The organism is Streptomyces sp. NPDC008139 (assembly GCF_042957025.1).
Classification (GTDB): domain Bacteria; phylum Actinomycetota; class Actinomycetes; order Streptomycetales; family Streptomycetaceae; genus Actinacidiphila.
Genome location: NZ_JBIBHM010000007.1, coordinates 294,570 through 316,430, shown reverse-complemented (window position 1 = coordinate 316,430; position 21,861 = coordinate 294,570). Strand labels below are relative to the sequence as shown.

The following is a 21,861-nucleotide window of genomic DNA, read 5'->3' as shown; positions in this document are numbered from 1 at the left end:
CGGGGACCTCACAGGGGCCGGGGACCTCACAGGGGCCGGGGACCTCACAAGGGGCCGGGGACCTCACAAGGATCGAGGGCGACACGGCGGCGGGCGGTACGGAACCCGCCCGTACCGCCCGCCGTCACGCCGCGTCCCCGGGTGTCAGACGCCCTCGGACACCCTGAGCACGATCTTGCCGGTCAGGTGCCCGGCCTCGCTCGCGCGCTGCGCGTCCGCCGCCGCCTCCAGCGGGAACACCTCGTGGACGGCGATGGTCAGCTTGTCCGCAGCGAACAGCGCCAGCGCCTCCGCGAAGGCGGGCTCGCCGTAGTACCCCTCAGCGCCCGAGGTGAAGCGGACGCCGAGCTTGCCCGCGCCCGGCGCGTCCGCGATGGACAGCACCCGCTCGGTGCCGCCGGTCAGCTCGACCGACGCCTGGAGCGCGTCGCCGCGCCCGGCCGCGTCGAGCGCCGCGTCGATCCCCTGGGGCGCGGCGGCCCGCACCCGTTCCACCAGCCCGTCCCCGTAGGCGACCGGGACCGCGCCGAGCGCCCGCAGGTGCTCGTGGTTGGCCTCGCTCGCCGTGCCGACGACCTTGACGCCGCGCGCGACCGCGAACTGTACGGCGACGGTGCCGACGCCGCCCGCCGCGCCGTGGATCAACAGCGTCTCGCCGGGCTGCACCGTGAGCATGTCCAGCGCGCGGTACGCGGTCTCCGCCGCGACCGGCAGCGCCGCCGCCTGCTCCCAGCTCAGCGTGCCGGGCTTGAGTGCGACCTTCGCGACCTCGGCGAGCGCCCGCTCGGCGTAGGCGCCGGTGGTGGTCTGGCCGAAGACGTCGTCGCCGACCGCCAGGCCCTCGACGCCCTCGCCCAGCGCCTCGACGACACCCGCCGCCTCGAGGCCCGCCACATGCGGGAAGTCCACGGGGAAGACCTGCTCCATGTAACCGGCGCGGATCTTGCTGTCGAGCGGGTTCACGCCCGCCGTGCGCACCGTGATCCGCACCTGGCCGGGGCCCGGCTCCGGCACGTCGGTGTCCACGACCCGCAGCACGTCCGCGGAGCCGTATTCGGTGAAGGCGATGGACTTCGTCATGGGGTTCACAATCCTTCGGAAGGCTCGGAAATATTCGAGAACATTCGGAGACCTGAAGCAATTGCCTTGGCGGGCACCCGAGTAGACGCGGCGCCCTGGTGCGACGGCGGCATTCCCCGGGCGTTCCGCCGGCATCCCTAGGCGTTCCCCGGGCGTCCCCGGGCATTCCCCAGGTGTCCCGGGGGACTCCCCGGGTGTCCCCGGTACTCCCCGGGGTCCTTCAGGGCACTTCCCAGCATCACCGCAGGCCGCCGCCGACCCGGCCCGCCCTTCGGACGGTTCCGCCCGGCCGAAAGGACAGTCCGCGCCCATCATCGTCGCCGTACGCTCGGGAGGCATGCCGAGCCATGACGGAATCCGCCCGCAGGACGCCCTCGCGCGGGCCCTGGTCGTCACCCGCGCACCGCTGCCCGACACCATGCGGCGGCTGTCGGAGGTGCTGACCGACCTGGTGCCGCACCGGGCGGTCGCCCGGCGGAGCGCCGTCTGCACGTTCACTCCGACGGCGGCCTTCGGGGAGGAGGAACTGACCGGCCGGATCACCGGCGCCGAACTGACGCGCCTGGCCGGGCTGGTGACGGCGGGCGCGCCCTGGCAGGGCGAGGCGGTGCTGGCCGGGGCGCCGCGCCCGGTGCTCGCCGTCGCCTCCGCGCGTGAGTTCGCGGAGACCACCGAGGCCACCGACACGGGCGCGGGCCCGCTGCTGGTCGTCGTACGCTCCTCGGCCGGGCCGCTGGACGCCGACGTCACGGCCGTGGCGCAGGGCCTGTGGGACCTGGTCACCGTCAACCAGGAGCGCCGGATGGCGGAGGCAGGACCGACGCAGGCGGCCAGTTCGCGGGCCGCCGCCGCGGCCAGGGCGCGGGCCATCGCGGAGCTGACCGACGCGCACTCCTCCGTACTGTCGGCGATTCTCGGTACGCTGCGCGCCGCGTCCCTGGACGACACCGCCGCGCGGCGCGGCGCCGTGGACCTGGCCGTCGCGGCCCTGATCGACCTGCGCGCGGGCGCCGACCTGGACCGGGAGCTGAGCGAGGAGCCCGCGGACACCGCCTTCGGCCGCCTCACCGCCGAGCTGCGCCCGCTGCTGCGCTACAGCCCCGTCGAGCTGGACCTGCGCCCTCCGGCCTCGCGCCGTACCCTGGCCGCCGACGTGGCCCACGGCGCGCGGGCGGCGGTACGCGGCGCCGTCCTGGCCATGCTGGAACAGGGCGACCTGGGGCGGCTCCATGTGAGCTGGCAGCTCGACGAGGACACGCTCCGCGTGCTGGTACGCGACGACGGGCCCGGCCTGCTCGCCCCGGAGGCGCTCGCCGTCCACCGCTTCACCGACCGGCTCACGGCGCTCGGCGGTCGGCTCGTCCTCGACGCCCTGCCCGGCTGGGGCTCCACCATCACCGTCACCCTGCCGCTGTCCCCCGACCTCCCGGCCGCCCCCGCTGCGGCCGGTCCGCTGGACGCCCTCCATCCGAGGGAACGGCAGGTCCTCGAAGAGCTCGCCCTCGGGCGCCGCAACCGCGAGATCGCCCTCGCCCTCCACATCAGCGAGTCCACCGTGAAATTCCACGTCGCCAACATCCTCGCCAAGCTCGGCGTCGCCTCCCGCGGCGAGGCCGCCGCCCTCACCCGTACGGCGGCGGCCACCGCGTAGGCCGCAGGCAGCCGTCGCGGGCCAGGCGTCAGGCCGCGGCGGCGACCGCCGCCCGGCCGAGCGGGACACCGCCGCGGCCCGGCCGGAAGACGACGAGCCGCAGGAGCAGGAAGCGGCCGAGGCCGGCGAGGGCGGAGGCCGCGATGTAGACGCCCTGTCGGGTGAGGGCGTCGCCGGACGGATACGCGGAGGCGTAGGCGAGCAGCGCCCCGGTGGTGAAGAGGTACGACAGCAGGACGGTGAGCGCGCAGGCGCAGTGGTCGGACCAGTCGGCGCCGCCCCGGCCGAAGGTGAAGCGGCCGTGGAGTTCGGTGGCCAGGACCGTGGAGCCGACGGTGACGACGGCGTTGGACAGGGCGAGGGGGACGCTGTCGCCGATCAGCAGGAGGACGCCGCTGGCGAGGACGGTGACTGCGCCGCCGCACAGCACGAACCGCACGAAGGAGGCGAGGGCCGCGGTGCGCGAGGACGGGGACGCGATGGCCGCCTGGCCGGTGATCGCCGTGCTGGCGGCCATGGTCAACTCCTGTGTCGGTGACGGCCGCTGAGGGCGCCCGTCGTCGTGTCACCGACTCTTCCGCACGGCCGCGCGGGGGCCCATCAGGTGTGTCCCCCATTGCGTGTGGGGGCTACCCCCACCCCTCCTCAGGGGCGTGCCCCTCACATCCCCGAGGGTTCCGATCATTAGAAGAAGATGAACGTACTTATCCATGGTTTACAAGGCGGGTGGTGCACATCACCCTTGCTTTGCGCGGCACAATGCCTCGTTTGTCCAGATGTGAGCCATATGCGCATTTGACCGTGCCTGGCACTGCGTGCCAGAGTCTTCTCAACGGCCCGCACCGACCCGCGCTCGGCCGTTCCACAGACGCCGCGAACCACACCCCCCTTGCTTCGCGGCGGTTCGAAGAGGCCCTTGCGCAGTCGTTACCACGACGCGAAGGGCCTCTTCACAATATCCGGGCCGGTCACGGCGGTATGACCCCGACGCCCGCGCACGACGGCCCCGACTCCCGCGCCGGGCGCGAACTACCGCTCCGGGACCCGCAGTTCGAACCACGTCGTCTTGCCGCGCGACTGGAGGTCGACACCCCAGCGGTCGGAGAGCTTGTCCACCAGGAAGAGGCCCCGGCCGCTGGCGTCCAGGCCGCGGACCGGCAGCAGGCAGGGCAGCGCCCGCGAGGGGTCCCGCACCTCGACCCTGACCCAGCCCCGGCGCCAGTGCATCCGCAGCCCGAACGTCCGCGCCCCGGTGTGCCGTACGGCGTTGCCCACGAGTTCGGAGACGAGCAGTTCCACGGTGTCGGCGAACTGCGGGAGGCCCCAGACCCGTACCACGGAGAGCGCCAGGCGCCGGGCGGTGGAGGCGGATTCGGGGCGGGAGGTCAGATGGACCTCCTGGACGGACGGGTCGCCGTACAGATCGAGGGCCTTGGCCGCCGTGTCGTCGGTGAGAACGGGAACCGCACCCGCGGCGGTGTCCACCCGCTGCGGCTGCTCAGATGCTCCCCGGCCCGCCATGACTTCATGATGGCTGCAATTGCAGCGCTCCGAGGGGTAACCGGGGGAATTCGTCAGACGGAGTGCGCCGCCCCACGCCTGTGACTAGGCATATGCCCTGGGTACAGAACGCCCCTCAACGACCCCGCTGACCAGTGGAGTTGACGCATGCAACCATCACAGCGGATGGTGGCGGCCTCCCATTCCTTAAGGCTGGCATAAGGTTGCCTTAAGGTGGACCGCGCACCCTGCGTCACCCCTGACGCGCTGTCAGCCGAGCACCCGTTCGACGCTCAGCCGCATGTGCGTCGGATCGCCGTCCCCGGCTGACCACACGTCAGCATCCGCGGGCTCAGCGGAAGGTGGCCTTCCCCGGTCCGTCCTCGACGAAGCTGCGCATCCCCGTCTCGCGGTCCGCCGTCGCGAACAGCCCCGCGAACAAGGTGCGTTCGATCGTCAGCCCGGTCTCCAGATCCGTTTCGAGACCCGCGTCGACGGCCTCCTTCGCGGCCCGCAGCGCGTACGCGGGACCGCGCGCCAGCCGCTCCGCCCAGGCCCGCGCCCGCGCGTACACCTCGTCGGCCGGAACGACCTCGTCCACCAGCCCCAGCGACAGCGCCTCCCGCGCCGTCACCATCCGGCCGGTGAAGATCAGGTCCTTGGCGCGCGAGGGACCGACCAGCCGGGACAGCCGCTGGGTGCCGCCCGCGCCCGGGATCAGACCGAGCAGGATCTCCGGCTGTCCGAGCTTCGCGTTCTCGCCCGCGATCCGGTAGTCGGCACACAGTGCCAGCTCGCAGCCGCCGCCGAGCGCGTAACCGGTCACGGCCGCCACCACCGGCTTCGGGATCCGCGCCACCGCCGTGAAGGACTCCTGGAGCGCCCGCGAGCGGTCGACCATGTCCTCGTACGACATGGCCTGCATCTCCTTGATGTCCGCGCCCGCCGCGAACACCTTCTCCCCGCCCCACACCACCACGGCCCGTACCTCGGGACGCCGCGCCGCCTCCTCGGCGACCTCCTTGAGCCGGTCCTGCGTGCCGGAGTCCAGGGCGTTCATGGGCGGCCGGTCGAGCCGGACGGTGCCGACGCCTTCGTCGACTTCAAAGGTCACAGTCATACGGGCGAGCGTACGACGGACGGCCCGCCCCAGGTCAGGGACGGGCCGTCGCGGCTCACGTGCGGTGCCTCACACGGGCGGAACCTTATGCGGCCCCGATCAGGACGTCCACTCGCTCCAGGGCAGATTCCAGCCGTTGAGGCCGTTGTACCACTGGACGGTCTTGTCCTTGGAGTTCTGCACCTGCACCACGTCACCGACGATCGACTGGTTGTAGAACCAGGCCGCGGGGGTGCTCGCGTCACCCGCGCCGCGCACGTCGTGCAGACCGACGCAGCCGTGGCTGGTGTTGCTGTTGCCGAAGACCGAGGTCGCGGCCCAGTAGTTGCCGTGGATGAAGGTGCCCGAGGTGGTCAGCCGCATGGCGTGCGGCACGTCCTTGATGTCGTACTCACCGCCGAAGCCGACCGTGTCGCCGTTCATCCGGGTGGTCACGTACTTCTCGGAGATGACCATCTTGCCGTTGTACGTGGTGTGGTCCGGCGCGCCCGAGGAGATCGGGATGGTGCGCAGCACCTTGTTGTCGCGGTAGACGGTCATCGTGTGCTTGGCCGCGTCCACGATGCTCACCTGGCGGCGGCCGACGGTGAAGTGGACGTCCTTGTGCTGCTTGCCGTAGACGCCGGGGGCGCCCTCGACACCGTTGAGGTTGAGGCTCAGCGTGACCTTCGTACCGGCCGCCCAGTACTCCTGCGGGCGGATGTAGAGCTGCTGGTCGCCGTACCAGTGCGCGGCGACCGGGACCGACGGGCTCGCGGTGACCTTGACGCCTTCCTCGACGGCCTTCTTGTTCGTGATCGGCCGGTTGAAGTTGAGGAAGACCTCCATGCCGACGCCGACGGTCGAACCGTCCTCCGGCGTGTAGTAACCGACGAAGGTGTTCTTCGGGGTGACCGTGGTGAAGCTGGAGTGCTTGTCGGACTCACGTCCCGCGTCGTCCTTGGCGACCGCGTCCACCGTGTACTGCGTGGACGTGTCCAGGTGCCCGGCCGGCACCCATCCGGCGCCGTCGGCGGAGATCGCGCCCTCCACCTCCGTGCCCTTGTCGTCCTTCACGACGACCGACGACAGCTTGCCGCCCTGCGCCGTGACCTTCAGCGTCCCCGTGGTCGACACCTCGGTCGAGCCGTCCTTCGGCAGGATCGTCACGACGGCGGTCGAGGCGACCGTGTCCGACGCGTTCGCCTTGCCGTTCGAGGCACCCGACGTGGAGCCGTTCCCACTGCCGGCCTTGTTGCCGCCGCCACCGCCACCGCACGCGGTGACCATCAGCAGCAACGCTCCGAGCGCCAGCACCAGAACGTTTCTCCTGATACCCGGCGCAGCCAATATCGGCTTCAACTCTTGCTCTCCCCTACCGCCCGGAACACCCTGAATTCCCCTGGTCAGCGCAAGACAATCACACGGAACAAGCGCAAGTGCTCACGAGATTGTCACCGTTCCGTCCCAGATGACTGTGGACCAGGGCCGGTCGGGGGTGTAGTGGGGGGTGCGGCGGACGGGGAGCCCGCGTGCGCGGGACGGGGCTGCGGACGGGGAGCCCGCGCGTGCGTGACGGGCGGAGCCGCCGCTACAGCGCGGAACCCGCCTGCCACTGGGCCCAGCTGAGATTCCAGCCGCCCATCCCGTTGTCGGCGGCGACCGTGCGGTCATGGGAGTTGGTCACGCGGATCGGGTCGCCGACCAGGGAGTGGTCGAAGAACCAGCCCGCCGGGCTGGTGGCGCTGCCGCCCTTGACGTCGCGCAGCCCGATGCAGCCGTGGCTGACGTTGGCGGCGCCGAAGACCCCGGCGGGCGACCAGTAGTTGCCGTGCACGAAGGTGCCGGAGTTGGTCAGCCGCATCGCGTGCGGGACGTCCGGGATGTCGTATTCGCCGCCGAAGCCGACCGTCTGACCGTTCATGCGCGTGACGGCGTGCTTCTCGGCGATGACCATCACGCCGTCGTACGTGGTGTGCTGGGGCGCGCCGGCCGAGGCGGGGAGGGTGCGCACGACCGCGCCGCCACGCCGGACGACCAGGGTGTGCGCCACCGCGTCGACGGTGCTGCGCTGGTCGCGGCCGATGGTGAACCGCACGTCCTTGGACTGGGTGCCGTAGACGCCGGGCGCGCCCTGGACGTCGCGCAGCCGCAGGTGGAGGGTGACGCGGGTGCCGGCCTTCCAGTAGTCGGCGGGGCGCAGGTCGAGCCGCTGGCCGCCGAACCAGTGGCCGGTGACGGGGACGGCGGGTACGGACGTGACCGTGATGGCGCGTTCGACAGCGGCGCGGTCGGTGACCGGGCGGTTGAACTTCAGCGAGACGATCATGCCGACGCCGACGGTCGAGCCGTCCTCCGGGGTGAAGAAGCCGATGAAGGTGTGCTGCGGCACGAGGGTGGTGAAGTCGGCGTGCTTGGCGGCCGGGCGGCCCTGCTCGTCGACCGCGTAGGCGTCGACGGTGTAGCGGGTGGCCAGCGCGAGGCGTCCGGTGGGCTGCCAGCCGCTGCCGTCGGCGGCGAGGGTGCCGGGCACGGCGGTGCCGTCCGCGCTCTTGGCGGTGACCCCGGTGAGCTTGCCCTGGCCGACGGTGACGCGCAGCGTCCCACTGGCGGGTACGTCCTTCGCGCCGTCGCCGGGCGATACGGTGATGGCCGCCTGCGAGACATCCGGTACGGCGGTCGACGTGCCGGTCGACGTGGCGCTCGGCGCCCGGTCGTCGCCCCCGCCCGCCCCGTCGGACCCGCCCGGTCCCCCGCAGCCCGCGATCAGCGTCGCACCCAGTACCACTCCCGCACCCGCGCGCAGCACGCGCCTCACCGCTGTCTTCACGCACCGTCAACGAGGCGACCGGCGCCGGGGAAACGCGCTGGCCGCCGTCACGTGCACCGATCAACCGTGTGACTCCGTACCCCCCGGTGGGAATGAATGGAGCAGCGGGTGCGGGGAAACGGCCGTCGACGCGGGGAGGGACACCCGGCGTACGGTACGGACCCGGCCCGCCCTGCCGGGCACAGCGCACCTGGTCACAGCTCGGTCCTTCGGAGCCGCAGGAGGCATACACGTGTCAGAGACACGCGAACACGGCGTCGTGGGACGCCCGGAGGGTCTTCCGCTGCCCGCAGGGGATCCGGGGGCGGCGACCGTACCGCCGCCGTCGTCGCCGGTGCCGGGCCCGGCCGTACCGCGGGACCCGTCTGTCGCACTCGCCCCGGCCGTACCGCAGGATCCGGCCGTACCGCAGGATCCGCCGGTCGCGTCCGTATCGCCGCCGGCCGGTGCGTCGGACCGGCGGGTGGCGGCGCGGCTCGCGACCGTGTGGCCCGGCTCGGCGCAGCCGCTCGGCGCGCGTTTCCACGCCGGTCCCGGCGGGCGCGCGGGCACCAACTTCGCGCTGTGGGCGGGCGGGGCGGAGTCCGTCGAGGTGTGCCTGTTCGACGCGGACGGCACCGAGACGCGGGCGCCGCTGACCGAGCTGACCCATGAGATATGGCACGGCTTCGTACCGGACGCGCTGCCGGGCCAGCGGTACGGCTACCGGGTCGGCGGTCGCTGGGACCCGTGGACCGGCGCCCGCTGGAATCCGGCGAAGCTGCTGCTCGACCCGTACGCGCGGGCGGTGGACGGCGACTTCACGCTGGTCCCCGAGGTGTACGGGCACGTCCGCGACTGGCCCGAGCGGCAGGTCGCCGACACCGTGCGGGACAACCGCGACTCGGCGCCGTACGTCCCCAAGGGCGTCGTGGTCGACGATGACGACGACTGGGAGGACGACCACCGGCCGAAGACGCCCTGGTCGGACTCGGTGATCTACGAGTTGCACGTGCGCGGTTTCACCCGGGCGCACCCGGACATTCCGCCGGAGCTGCGCGGTACGTACGCCGGTCTCGCGCACCCGGCGGCCATCGCCCATCTGACCCGGCTCGGGGTGACCGCCGTCGAGCTGCTGCCGGTGCACCACTTCGCGCACGAGGAGCACCTGGAGCGCAAGGGGCTGCGCAACTACTGGGGTTACAACTCGATCGGCTACTTCGCGCCGCACGCCGCGTACAGCGCGAGCGGCACGCGCGGCGAACAGGTCGGCGAGTTCAAGCGGATGGTGCGGGCGCTGCACGCGGCGGGCATCGAGGTGATCCTCGACGTGGTCTACAACCACACCGCCGAGGGCGGCGAGGGCGGCCCCACGCTGTCGCTGCGCGGTATCGACAACCGCGGTTACTACCGGCTCCAGCAGGACGCGCGGCGCTACGCCGACTACACCGGCTGCGGCAACACCCTCAGCGTCGTCCAGCCGCACGTGCTGCGGCTGATCACCGACAGCCTGCGCTACTGGGTGACCGAAATGGGCGTGGACGGCTTCCGGTTCGACCTGGCGGCGGCGCTGGCCCGCTCGATGCACGACGTGGACATGCTCTCCCCCTTCCTCGCGGTGATCGCCCAGGACCCGGTGCTGCGCCGGGTCAAGCTGATCGCCGAGCCGTGGGACGTGGGCTCCGGCGGCTACCAGGTGGGCGCCTTCCCGCCGCTGTGGACGGAGTGGAACGACCGGTTCCGCGACACCGTACGGGACTTCTGGCGGGGCGCGGCCGGGGATGTACGCGATCTGGCGTACCGGCTGTCCGGGTCGAGCGACCTGTACGACTGGGGCGGGCGGCGGCCGTACGCCTCGGTCAACTTCGTCACGGCGCACGACGGTTTCACCCTGCGCGACCTGGTGAGCTACGAGCGCAAGCACAACGAGGCCAACGGCGAGGACGGGCGGGACGGCACCGACGGCAACCGGTCGTGGAACTGCGGCGCCGAGGGGCCGACCGACGACCCCGGCATCAGCGCGCTGCGCCGCCGCCAGATCCGTAACCTGCTCTCCACGCTGCTGCTGTCCACCGGGGTGCCGATGCTGGTCGCGGGCGACGAGATGGGGCGGACGCAGGGCGGCAACAACAACGCGTACTGCCAGGACAACGAGGTGAGCTGGATCGACTGGTCGCTGGCGGACGATCCGGCCTGGCGGTCGCTGTCCGATCTCGCGGCGCGGCTGATCGCCCTGCGCCGGGCCCATCCGGTGCTGCGGCGCGGCGGCTTCTTCTCCGGGCTCGCGCAGGCGCCGGAGGGGCTGCGCGATCTGGCCTGGTTCGGGCCGCGCGGCGAGGAGATGACGGACGAGGACTGGTTCGCGCCGGGCTCGACGCTGGGGATGTTCCTGTCGGGGAAGGAGATTCCGCAGCGGAACGCGCGGGGGGAGGCGGTCGTGGACGACAGCTTCCTGCTGATCGCGCACGCGGGGTCGCGGCCCGCCGCTTTCACGCTGCCGGGGGCGCCGTGGGCGGCGGCGTATGAACTGCTCGTCGACACCGCCCTGGAGGAGCAGACGGCGGCGCCTGACGGGGCGCGTGCGGCAGCTGGTTCCGAGGTTGCGGTGGCGGAGAGGTCCGTGCGGCTGTACCGGGCGTGCGGTGGCGGGGAGGGACGGGAAGACCTGCTCAGCGGGTGAGTTCGGTCACCGGAGCGGTCGGGAGGCGGGGGGCGCCTCGGCGTGGCGGGGGCCGGTGTGGGGGGTGGTGTGGGGGGTGGTGTGGGCCGGTGCGTTGACCGGCCTTGACCGGTGCGTTGACCGGTGCGGGGAATGGCGTGGACCGGTGTGGACCGGTGTGGACGACACCGAATGGTCCAGTCCACTATGTCCTGGTGACCTCTTCCGCGCCCAGCCCCGACCGCGCCGGGGCCGATGCCGCCGAGCCGCTTTCGCAGCCGAATCTCATGCCGTTGTCCGACGCAGCAGTGGACCTCCCGCGTACCTCCCCGGTAGACCTCCCGCGCACATCCCCGCTTCCCGGTAAGGAGCGGCTGTGGTCGGCGAATTTCCGGTTCTACTTCACGGCGCGCTCCGTCGCCATGCTCGGCGACACGATGCTGCCGGTCGCGCTGTCCGCGGGTCTGATCCAGTACGGCTACTCGGCCGGTGACATCGGCCTGGTGATGGCCGCGTCCACCGCGTGCTTCGCCGGATTCGTCATCTTCGGCGGGGTCTTCGCGGACCGCTTCAACGCGCGGCGGCTGATGATCGGCGCCGATCTCGTACGCGTCGGCACGCAGTCCACCGCGGCGGTGCTCTTCCTCACCCACCACATCACGCTGTGGGAGATGGCGCTGATCGCCGTCGTCAACGGCACGGCGGCGGCCATGTTCCAGCCGGGCGTGGCCAGTACGGTCGTGCGGGTCGCCACCGATGTGCAGGGCGCCAACGGCGTGACCCGTACCGCCGAGTCCGTCGCGGGGCTGGCCGGGCCAGCGGTCGCCGGTGTCCTGGTCGGCTTCACCTCACCGGGTGTCGTCTTCGCCGTCCACGCGTCGACGTATCTGGTCAGCGCGCTGTGCCTGATCGCGCTGCGGCTGCGACCGCTTCCGGCGAAGACGGGCGCCGGGACGGGGTCGGGCACGGGCACCGGCTCGGGCACTGGCACTGGCACTGGCACTGGCACTGGCACGTTCAAGGCCGATCTCGCGGAGGGCTGGCGGGAGTTCCGCGCGCGCACCTGGATGTGGGGGGTGATCGTGATCTGGATGGGCTACATGATCTTTGTCTTCGGCCCCTACATACCGCTCGCCGCCGGTCAGATCATCCCCGAGCACGGCGCGGGCGCCTACGGCCTCGTCAACTCCGCCCTCGGCGGCGGCACCGCGGTCGGCGCGCTGATCGCCATGCGCGTACGCGCGGACCGCCCCTTGCGCGCGGGCTCCATCGCCCTCTTCGGCACCGCCCTGATGCCCGCCTCGGTCGGCTTCGACCTCCCGGTCCCCGCGATCGCCGCCTGCGTCTTCGGCTCCGGCATCTGCTGGGCCTACTGGGGCGTCAACTGGGCCACCAGCGTCCAGACCCAGGTCCCCGGTGAGATCCTCAACCGCATCCACGCCTACGAGGTCGCCGGCTCCATCGCCATGATGCCCGTCGGCCAGTCCCTCGCCGGCCCCGCCTCCGCCGCCTTCGGCGCCCGCCACGTCCTCCAGACCGGCGCCGTGGTCACCCTCATCGTCTGCACCCTCCTCCTCTCCGTCCCCGCCATCCGCAACCTCCGCCGAGCCCCGACGACCTAACCCGCCCCCGACCTTCCCGGCCCCGGCCATCCACGCTCCCGCACCTCACCACCCGCCCCAACGGGGCAATCCGGCTGCCCCCGGACCACCGGCCGTGGATCCACGCGGAAGGCGGCCTCACCGTCCGGTCCGGGGGCCTCGGGTCATGGCGAGGTAATGAATTCTTCAAGGATTCCCATGGTGTGCGACAGGTGATCGCTGGGGCGGCCCCGTTCCTGTGGCGGGAAGGGATCGGCGGCGGGTACGCGCGGCGGAAAACCGGGTGAGCGGTGTCGGTGGTCGCGCCTAATGTCGGGAGGGATGTCTGCCACGACCACTGACCCCGCGCCCGCCGTCCGTTCGAGATCAGCGATTCGGTCGCTGCTGCGCCTTTGGCCTTATGTGCGGGCGGTGCGGGTGCGGTTGGGGGTGTCCGCGGTGGTGGGCGCGGGCGCGTCGTGCGTGGCGCTGCTGATTCCGCTGGTGCTGAAGTGGATGGTGGACGGCCCGGTCTCCGACCACGATCCGGCCGGGGTGTGGCTGGGCGGCGGGCTGATCCTGCTGCTCGGGCTGCTGGAGGCGCTGCTGTTCGGGATCAGGCGGTGGCTGGTGGCCCGGCCGCTGGCCGGGGTCGAGGCGGCGATGCGGGCGGATCTGTACCGGCATCTCCAGCGGCTGCCTGTGGAGTTCCACGACCGCTGGGCGTCGGGGCAGTTGCTCTCGCGGGCGACGATGGACCTCCAGATCCTGCGGATGTTCCTCGCCTTCCCGCTGGTCTTCCTGGTGGTCAACACCGTCACCGTGCTGATCGGCTTCGCGATCCTGTTCGCGCAGTCCTGGCTGCTCGGCCTGGTGCTGCTGGCGCCCGCCGTGCCACTGATGATCATGTGTTCCGTCTTCGAGACGCGGTACGCGCTGGCCGCCCGCCGCGCGCAGGACCAAGCGGGCGATCTGGCCACGCTGGTCGAGGAGTCGGTGCTGGGCATCCGGATCATCAAGGCGTTCGGCCGGCACCGCAGCCAGGCGCGGGCCTTCCGCGCGCAGACCCGGGGGCTGTGGCGTACCGAGATGCGCAAGGCGCGGCTGCTCTCGGACATCTGGGCCGTGATCATGACGCTGCCCGAGGTGGCGATCGGCGCCGCGCTCGTGTGCGGTGTGCTCCAGGTCTCGGACGGCAAGCTGTCGGCGGGCACCCTGGTGGCGTTCCTGTCGACCGCCCTCGCGCTGCGCTGGCCGGTCGAGTCGATCGGCTTCCTGCTCGCGATGAGCAATGAGGCGGCCACCGCCGCCGACCGGTACTTCGAGGCGATGGACACCCCCGAACCCGACAGCACCGGCAGCACCGGCAGCACCGGCAGCACCAGCGGGAGCGAGAACGACGGAAGCGCCGCGAGTGCCACGGACGGCACCGGAGCCGGGCGACCGAGCGACGGTCTGCGCATGCACGCCGTCCGCTTCCGTTACCCCGACGCCCCCGACGCGGGCCCCGATCTCCTCAAGGGCGTCGACCTGCACGTCGGCCCCGGCGAGACGATGGCCCTGGTCGGCGCCACCGGCAGCGGCAAGACGACGCTGACCGCGCTGCTCCCCCGGCTGCACCAGGCGACCGGCGGCCGGATCACCCTGGACGGCGCGGACATCGCCGACCTGCCGGTCAAGCGGCTGCGCGAACTGCTCGCCGTCGCCTTCGAGGAGCCGACGCTGTTCTCCGCGACCGTACGGGAGAACGTGGCGATGGGCGCGGGCCCCGAGGGCGCCGACGAGGCGGACATCGTACGCGCCCTGGCCGTCGCGCAGTGCGGCTTCGTGGAGCGGCTGCCGCAGGGCCTGGACACGCAGGTCGGCGAGCAGGGCCTGAGCCTTTCCGGCGGGCAGCGGCAACGGCTCGCGCTGGCCCGCGCGGTGGTCGGCCGCCCGCAGTTCCTGGTCCTGGACGACCCGCTGTCGGCGCTCGACGTGCACACCGAGGCGCTGGTCGAGGCCGCGCTGCGCGAGGTGCTGGCCGACACGACCGCGCTGGTCGTCGCGCACCGCCCGTCCACGGTGATGCTCGCGGACCGGGTGGCACTGCTGGAGGACGGCCGGATCACGGCCGTCGGCACGCACGCCGAACTGCTGCGGGACAGCGCGGTCTACCGCCACCTGATGTCGGGCGCCGACGAAGAGCCGGACGCCGAGGGGCACCCGGACCTGCCGGAGCAGCACGGCGCCGAAGAACGAACCGGGGAGGCCGACGAGGCTTCCGCCGCGCGGGAGAGGAGCGACGCCCGATGACGTCCGCGACAGAACAGGGCGCGACAGAACAGGGCGCGACGAAAGAGAGCGCGGCGAAAGAGAGCGCGGCGAAAGAGGACGCGACAGAAGCCGGCGCGACCGAGGAGTACGACTTCGACGAGCCCACCACCGCGCCGCTCCCGCCCGACGACCCCTTTGCCAAGGACGTCCTGCCCGCCCCGAAGAACGCCCAGTTCACCCTCCTGCGCTCGCTCCTCGGCCCGCACCGCGCCCGCGTCTGGCTGGCCGCGATCCTGCTGCTGGTCCAGCAGGCGGCCGTGCAGGCGGGCCCGCTCCTGGTGGCGTACTCCATCGACCACGCGATCCCGGCGGTGCGCGACGGCCGGCACGGCGCGCTGATCGCGGTCGCCTGCGGCTACATGGGCTGCGGCATCGCCTCCGGCACGCTCCAGCGCTTCTTCATCCGGGTCGCCGCCCGGGTCAGCCAGGACGTGCTGGTCGACCTGCGCGGCCGGATCTTCCGGCACGCCCAGACCCTCAGCCTGGACTTCCACGAGCGCTACACCTCGGGCCGGCTGATCTCCCGCTCCACCTCGGACGTCGAGTCGATCCGCGAGCTGCTCAACGACGGCCTGGACGAGCTGATCGAGGTCGTGCTGTCGGCGGTCTACATCACCGCGCTGCTGATCTTCCTCGACTGGGAGCTGGGCCTGGCGGCCCTGGTGTCGTACGCCCCGCTGTACGTGGCGATCCGCGTGTACCAGCGCCGCTCGATGGTCGCCTACCGCAAACGGTCCACGGCCATCGCGGCCGTCATCGTGAAGTTCACCGAGACGATGAACGGCATCCGCCCGGTGAAGGCGTTCCGCCGCGAGGAGCCGAACGACGAGGCGTTCCTCGAACTGAACCACCGCCATGAGCGGGCCAACGGCGACGCGATCCTGGAGATGGCGCGTTACGTCGTCGGCTCCCGCGTGATCGCCAACGTCACGATCGCGGCGATCGTGATGTGGGGCGCGTACCGGGTGGCGGACGGCGGGATGGCGCTCGGCGTGCTCGCCGCCTTCGTGCTGTATCTGCGGCGGCTCTACGACCCGATCGACCGGCTCGGCATGTTCCTCAACTCCTATCAGTCCGCGGCGGCTTCACTGGAGAAGATCGCCGGGCTGCTGGCCCAGCGGCCGACCGTGCCGGAGCCCGCGCCCGAGCGCGCGGTGCCGCTGCCGGAGCGGGCGGGCGAACTGCCGGGCCGCGAGGTCGTCTTCGACGAGGTGCGCTTCGCGTACCGCACGGGCGGCGAGGTGCTGCCGCGGTTCTCGCTGCGGCTGCCCGCGGGGCAGACCGTCGCCGTGGTGGGCGCGACCGGCGCGGGCAAGTCGACGCTCGCCAAACTGCTGGCCAGGTTCTACGACCCCACCAGTGGCCGAGTGCTGCTGGACGGCGTGGAGTTGAGCGATCTCACGCAGACCGATCTGCGGCGCGGGGTCGTGATGGTGACGCAGGAGGCGTTCCTGTTCTCCGGGACGGTCGCGGAGAACATCGCGATCGGCCGGCCGGACGCCTCCCGCGAGGATGTGGAGGCCGCCGCGAAGGCCATCGGCGCCCATGACTTCATCGCGGCGCTGCCGGACGGCTACGACACGGACGTACGCAAGCGCGGCGGCCGTATCTCCGCGGGCCAGCGCCAACTGGTCGCCTTCGCGCGGGCGTTGCTCGCCGACCCCGGCGTGCTGATCCTGGACGAGGCGACGTCCTCGCTGGACGTGCCCGGCGAGAAGGCCGTTCAGCACGCGATGCACACCGTGCTCAACGGGCGTACGGCCGTGATCATCGCGCACCGGCTGTCGACCGTGGAGATCGCCGACCGGGTCCTGGTCATGCGCGACGGCCGGATCGTCGAGGACGGCACCCCGGACGAACTCATCGCGGACGACGGCCACTTCGCCGGACTCCACCAGGCGTGGCGGGACAGCCTGGTCTGACCGTCAGCGCCCCTACGACGAGGCCGTCCACGCCGACGCGGCACCCGCCCGCGTCGGCGAACCGCCCCGCTTGTGTCGGCGAACCACCCCGCTTGTGTCGGCGAACCACCCCATCCGGGTCGGCGCACCGCCCCGCCCCGCGTCGGCGCACCGCCCGGCCCACGCCAACGAACCGCCCTTCGCGCCACGCGCCAAGGGCGGTTCGTATTGCCGGGACACCAACTCCGCCTGATCCAGAGGGCCGGATTGGCCCCCTCTTGACCCCATTCGCCCGCAGAAAAACTTCTTCTCCGCGCAACACCGCGATGACAAATGACCGCTATGCGAACACCGCTCACCGAACAACGGACTGTTTTCGGCCAAGTTTGCCCCACGCCACTGACATGTACCGGTAAAGGATGCCACTCTGTGCCCCGTCCCACAGCAACGCCACAGCACTACAGCAGTGCCACAGCTCTACCCGGACAGATCACCAACCCCACCTGTCCGGACTGTCACCGACCGCCCATCCGCGGTCGCCGCAGAAGGAGTGACGAGTGCGCAGATCCCCCCGCAAGGCAACAGCAGCAGGAGTGCTGATTGCCGGTGCAGCGATGCTGGCGGTCGCACTGCCCGCGGGTACGGCCTCAGCAGGCGTACCCGGGCAGGCAACGGCCCAGGCCAGTACACATGTTCAGCCGCGAGCGGGTGCGCTGCCCGCATCGCTCTCCCCGGCCCAGCAGGCCACCCTCGTCTCGCAGGCGCAGACCAAGAGCGCGGCCACCGCGTCCTCGCTGCACCTGAGCTCGGGTGAGAAGCTGGTCGTCAAGTCCGTCACCAAGGACACCGACGGCACCGTCCACACCCGCTACGAGCGTACGTACCAGGGCCTGCCGGTCCTCGGCGGCGACTTGATCGTGCACCAGGACGCCGCAGGGGCGACCACCGGTGTCGACAAGGCGACCAACGCCTCGGTGGCGGTGGCCAGCACGACCGCGGTCAAGAGCGCGGACTCGGCGAAGACCACCGCGCTCGCCCGCGCGAAGGCGGACGGCGCGGCCTCCCCGGCCGCGGTCGGCGCGCCGCACAAGGTCATCTGGGCCGCGTCCGGTACGCCCGTACTGGCCTGGGAGTCCGTCATCGGCGGCTTCCAGGAGGACGGCACGCCGAACCAGCTCCACGTCATCACCGACGCGAGCACCGGCAACCGCCTGTACGAGTACCAGGGCATCGAGACCGGCATCGGCAACAGTGAGTACAGCGGCCAGGTCACCATCGGCACCACGCAGTCCGGGTCGACGTACACGCTGACCGACGGCGGGCGCGGCGGCCACAAGACGTACAACCTGAACCACGGCACCTCCGGCACCGGCACGCTGTTCTCGCAGTCCAGCGACACGTGGGGCGACGGCAACCCGTCGACCGCCACGACCGCCGGTGTGGACGCGGCCTACGGCGCCCAGGAGACCTGGGACTTCTACAAGAACACCTTCGGCCGCAGCGGCATACGCGGCGACGGTGTGGCCGCGTACTCCCGCGCCCACTACGGCAACAGCTACGTCAACGCCTTCTGGGACGACTCCTGCTTCTGCATGACGTACGGCGACGGCAGCGGCAACACGCACCCGCTGACCGCCCTCGACGTCGCGGGCCACGAGATGAGCCACGGCGTCACCTCCAACACCGCGGGGCTGAACTACTCGGGTGAGTCCGGCGGTCTGAACGAGGCCACCTCGGACATCTTCGGCACCGGCGTGGAGTTCTACGCCAACAACACCTCCGACCCGGGTGACTACCTCATCGGCGAGAAGATCAACATCAACGGCAACGGCACCCCGTTGCGGTACATGGACCAGCCGAGCAAGGACGGCGGCTCGAAGGACTACTGGTCCTCCAGCCTGGGCGGCCTCGACGTGCACTACTCGTCGGGCCCGGCCAACCACTTCTTCTACCTGCTCTCCGAGGGCAGCGGCGCCAAGGTCATCGGCGGTGTGAGCTACAACAGCCCGACCTCCGACGGTCTGTCGGTGCCCGGCATCGGCCGGGACAACGCCCTCAAGCTCTGGTACAAGGCGCTCACCGAGCGCTTCACCTCGACCACCAACTACGCGTCGGCCCGCACCCAGTCGCTGCTGGCGGCGGCCGACCTGTGGGGCGCCAACAGCGCCACGTACAACACGGTCGCCAACACCTGGGCGGCAATCAACGTCGGCAGCCGGGTCACCACGCCCAGCGGCGTCACCGTCACCAACCCGGGCGCCAAGTCCACCGTGGTGAACACGGCGGCCAGCCTCCAGATCCAGGCGAGCACCACCAACGGCGGCGCGCTGACCTACACCGCGACCGGCCTGCCGGCCGGTCTGTCGATCAACGCCTCCAGCGGCCTGATCTCGGGCACCCCGACCGCGACCGGCAGCTCCAGCGTGACGGTCACGGCGAAGGACTCCACCAACGCCACCGGTACGGCGACCTTCACCTGGACGGTCACCAGCGCGGGCGGCGGCGGCTGCACCGCGGCGCAGCTCCTGACCAACCCGGGCTTCGAGAGCGGCAACACCGGCTGGACGACGACGTCGGGCGTGATCGACAACAGCACCGGCGCCGCGTCCCACGGCGGCTCGTACAAGGCGTGGCTGAACGGCTACGGGACCACGCACACCGACACGCTCGCCCAGTCGGTCACGATCCCCGCCTCCTGCACCAGCGCCACCTTCACCTACTGGCTCTACATCAGCAGCCAGGAGACCTCCACGACCACGGCGTACGACAAGCTCACCCTCACGGCGGGCAGCACGACCCTGGTCACCTACTCCAACGTCAACAAGGGCACCGGCTACGTCCAGCGCTCGGTCGACCTGTCCTCCTACAAGGGCCAGACCGTCAGCCTGAAGTTCACCGGCACCGAGGACGCCTCCCTCGCGACGTCGTTCCTGATCGACGACGCGGCGGTCAACGTCAGCTAGCCCGTACGGCTCGTGTCTGAGTCCTGCGGCGGGTCCCCACCCGCCGCAGGACCCGGGCAGAGGAACTCGCCGGGACAAGATCGACCGGAGGCCGCCGGACTCTGGTAGGCTAGTCGCGTTGCAGTTGTGGTACCCAGAACTTTTTGTGCGCCTGGATGATTGCGATTCCGGGCGCACTTTTGTTTTGCCGGATTTCTCCGGTGTGGGGTGATCATCTACAGCGACCCATATCCGTACAGTGCGGGTTTGGAAACTGCCCCACCATAAGGAGATTGTTATGGCTACCGGAACCGTGAAGTGGTTCAACTCGGAAAAGGGCTTCGGCTTCATCGAGCAGGAGGGTGGCGGCCCGGACGTGTTCGCCCACTACTCGAACATTCAGTCCCAGGGCTTCCGTGAGCTGCTTGAGGGCCAGAAGGTCGAGTTCGACGTCACGCAGGGCCAGAAGGGCCCGCAGGCGGAGAACATCCGTCCGCTCTAATTCAGAGTAACCGAGCCGCGACGCTCGGTAACGAGAGGCCCGCACCGCACGGTGCGGGCCTCTCGCGTGCAGCCGCCGCAATGGCTCCCGCCGTGGCGGCCCGAGGAAGGAATCCCGCTTTTGTCACCCGTGTCCCCCGTAAAGCTGTTCTCCGAGCTTCCGCTCGACCCGGCGCTGGTCGCCGCCCTGGACGCCGACGGGGTGACAGAACCGTTCCCGATCCAGGCCGCGACGCTGCCGGACTCGCTCGCCGGCCGTGACGTGCTCGGCCGCGGCCGTACCGGCTCCGGCAAGACGCTGGCTTTCGGCCTGCCGATGCTGACCCGCGTCAAGGCGCTCGGCCGCCGTGCCGACGCCAAGCGTCCGCTGGCGCTGGTGCTGGTGCCCACCCGCGAGCTGGCCACCCAGGTGACCGACGCGCTCGCGCCGTACGCGAAGGTGCTCGGGCTGCGGACCACCGCGGTGGTCGGCGGCGCCTCCATCACCAAGCAGATCGCCGCGCTGCGCGGCGGGGCCGAGATCCTGGTCGCGACCCCCGGACGGCTCTTCGACCTGATCGAGCGGCGCGCCTGCTCGCTGGACCAGGTCGGCGTGACGGTACTGGACGAGGCCGACCAGATGGCCGACATGGGGTTCCTTCCGCAGGTCACGCGGCTGCTGGAGCAGGTCAAGCCGGGCGGGCAGCGGATGCTGTTCTCGGCGACGCTGGACCGCAATGTCGACAAGCTGGTCAAGCGGTTCCTGAAGAATCCGGTCACGCACTCGGTGGACCCGTCGTCCGCGACGGTGACGACGATGGAGCACCATGTGCTGCACGTCGACGAGGCGACCAAGCGGGCGGTGACCGCGGAGATCGCCGCCCGGCAGGGTGGCGTGATCATGTTCGTCGGCACCAAGCGCGGCGCCGACCGGCTCACCAAGCACCTGCTGGGCCTCGGGGTGCGGGCGGTGGCGCTGCACGGCGGCAAGTCGCAGCCGCAGCGGAACCGGGCGCTCGACCAGTTCCGTACGGGGACGGCCGACGCGCTGGTGGCCACGAATGTCGCGGCGCGCGGGATTCACATCGAGGGTCTCGACCTGGTCGTGAACGTCGATCCGCCGACCGAGGCCAAGGACTATCTGCACCGCGGCGGGCGTACGGCGCGGGCCGGTGAGTCCGGCACGGTCGTCACGCTGGTGCTGCCCGAGCAGCGGCGTGAGAACGCCCGGCTCATGACGCAGGCCGGGATCCGGCCGCACACCGCCCGGGTCCGTCCGGGCGACGCGGATCTGGTCAGGATCACCGGTGCCCGGCAGCCGTCCGGCACCCCGGTCACGTTGCCCGCCGCCGAGGTCCCGGCCCCCAAGGCCAAGGCTCCCGGCGCGGCCCCGTCCCGCCGCCGTCGTGGCGGCAGTGGCCGCGGCGGCGCCGCCACCACCGGTGAGCGTCAGCAGCCCGCCAAGAAGGCCGCACCCCGCCGTACCGGCGCCACCGCCAACGAGGGCGCCGCGGGCCGCGGCCGCCGCACCGGCCCCGGCGCCGCCGCCGGCCGCGGCGGCGCGGTGGGCCGCCGCGCCCGCGGCGGCGACACCGGCAGCTCAGGCCGCGCGGCCTGACCCCACCCCGCACAACGAAGCGCCCCCGCCGATCCCTTCGGCAGGGGCGCTTCACCATCTCCGCCGCACCGGGCACCCCCAAGCACCGCCTCGGCCGGCGGCCGCGCGGCACCGAAACAGCCCCGGCCGCAGGCCGACGCGGCGATCCGAATCCTCCGGCTCCTCTGCACCGCACGAGCCGGGCAGGCCGGAGGCGCTGAGCTAAGCCCCGGCCGGAAGGCCAACC

14 protein-coding genes are annotated in these 21,861 nt (G+C 71.6%); 8 read left to right on the top strand and 6 right to left on the bottom strand.

Annotated elements, in window-relative coordinates; all coding sequences use genetic code 11:
• Positions 1-144: 144 nt before the first annotated feature.
• On the bottom strand, positions 145-1,080 hold the full coding sequence (locus ACFZBB_RS17060; protein WP_391122817.1) for a zinc-binding dehydrogenase: 936 nt from the start codon (positions 1,078-1,080) through the stop codon (positions 145-147).
• 337 nt (positions 1,081-1,417) lie between these two features.
• On the opposite strand from ACFZBB_RS17060, the gene ACFZBB_RS17055 reads away from it, so the two are divergent.
• A complete protein-coding gene (locus ACFZBB_RS17055) occupies positions 1,418-2,731 on the top strand; it encodes a LuxR C-terminal-related transcriptional regulator (protein WP_391122814.1) in 1,314 nt (437 codons plus the stop codon).
• Between the two features lie 28 nt (positions 2,732-2,759).
• Here ACFZBB_RS17055 and ACFZBB_RS17050 read toward each other — a convergent pair whose 3' ends face one another.
• The 5 genes from ACFZBB_RS17050 to ACFZBB_RS17030 all read right to left on the bottom strand — a co-directional run bounded on the left by ACFZBB_RS17050 (position 2,760) and on the right by ACFZBB_RS17030 (position 8,160).
• Positions 2,760-3,248: a hypothetical protein gene (locus ACFZBB_RS17050; protein WP_391122811.1), complete on the bottom strand. Its 489-nt coding sequence runs from the start codon at positions 3,246-3,248 to the stop codon at positions 2,760-2,762.
• A gap of 512 nt (positions 3,249-3,760) precedes the next feature.
• Positions 3,761-4,252 (bottom strand): ATP-binding protein, encoded by a 492-nt coding sequence (locus ACFZBB_RS17045; protein WP_391122808.1) that lies wholly within the window; start codon positions 4,250-4,252, stop codon positions 3,761-3,763.
• Between the two features lie 331 nt (positions 4,253-4,583).
• Positions 4,584-5,351, bottom strand: a complete 768-nt coding sequence (locus ACFZBB_RS17040) for an enoyl-CoA hydratase-related protein (protein WP_391044672.1) — start codon at positions 5,349-5,351, stop codon at positions 4,584-4,586.
• Between the two features lie 99 nt (positions 5,352-5,450).
• Entirely contained in the window at positions 5,451-6,620 is a 1,170-nt protein-coding gene (locus ACFZBB_RS17035; RefSeq protein WP_391123221.1) for an Ig-like domain-containing protein, read from the bottom strand.
• 301 nt (positions 6,621-6,921) lie between these two features.
• On the bottom strand, positions 6,922-8,160 hold the full coding sequence (locus ACFZBB_RS17030; RefSeq protein ID WP_391122805.1) for an Ig-like domain-containing protein: 1,239 nt from the start codon (positions 8,158-8,160) through the stop codon (positions 6,922-6,924).
• A gap of 463 nt (positions 8,161-8,623) precedes the next feature.
• Between ACFZBB_RS17030 and glgX the strand changes: the two genes are divergently transcribed.
• The 7 genes from glgX to ACFZBB_RS16995 all read left to right on the top strand — a co-directional run bounded on the left by glgX (position 8,624) and on the right by ACFZBB_RS16995 (position 21,635).
• Positions 8,624-10,819, top strand: coding sequence for a glycogen debranching protein GlgX (glgX, locus tag ACFZBB_RS17025; protein ID WP_391123218.1), 2,196 nt, complete (start codon positions 8,624-8,626; stop codon positions 10,817-10,819).
• Between the two features lie 401 nt (positions 10,820-11,220).
• Complete coding sequence (locus ACFZBB_RS17020) at positions 11,221-12,420, top strand: MFS transporter (RefSeq protein ID WP_391123215.1); 1,200 nt, start codon at positions 11,221-11,223, stop codon at positions 12,418-12,420.
• A 300-nt stretch (positions 12,421-12,720) separates the two neighbouring features.
• Entirely contained in the window at positions 12,721-14,673 is a 1,953-nt protein-coding gene (locus ACFZBB_RS17015) for an ABC transporter transmembrane domain-containing protein (RefSeq protein ID WP_391122802.1), read from the top strand.
• Entirely contained in the window at positions 14,670-16,616 is a 1,947-nt protein-coding gene (locus ACFZBB_RS17010; protein WP_391122799.1) for an ABC transporter transmembrane domain-containing protein, read from the top strand. The genes ACFZBB_RS17015 and ACFZBB_RS17010 overlap by 4 nt, the downstream gene beginning before the upstream one ends.
• Positions 16,617-17,209: 593 nt before the next feature.
• Positions 17,210-19,558 carry a M4 family metallopeptidase gene (locus tag ACFZBB_RS17005; RefSeq protein ID WP_391044828.1) on the top strand — a complete coding sequence of 783 codons (2,349 nt, stop codon included), beginning with the start codon at positions 17,210-17,212 and terminating at the stop codon, positions 19,556-19,558.
• A gap of 277 nt (positions 19,559-19,835) precedes the next feature.
• A complete protein-coding gene (locus tag ACFZBB_RS17000; RefSeq protein ID WP_188279682.1) occupies positions 19,836-20,039 on the top strand; it encodes a cold-shock protein in 204 nt (67 codons plus the stop codon).
• A gap of 51 nt (positions 20,040-20,090) precedes the next feature.
• Positions 20,091-21,635 (top strand): DEAD/DEAH box helicase, encoded by a 1,545-nt coding sequence (locus ACFZBB_RS16995; protein WP_391122796.1) that lies wholly within the window; start codon positions 20,091-20,093, stop codon positions 21,633-21,635.
• Positions 21,636-21,861 lie beyond the last annotated feature (226 nt).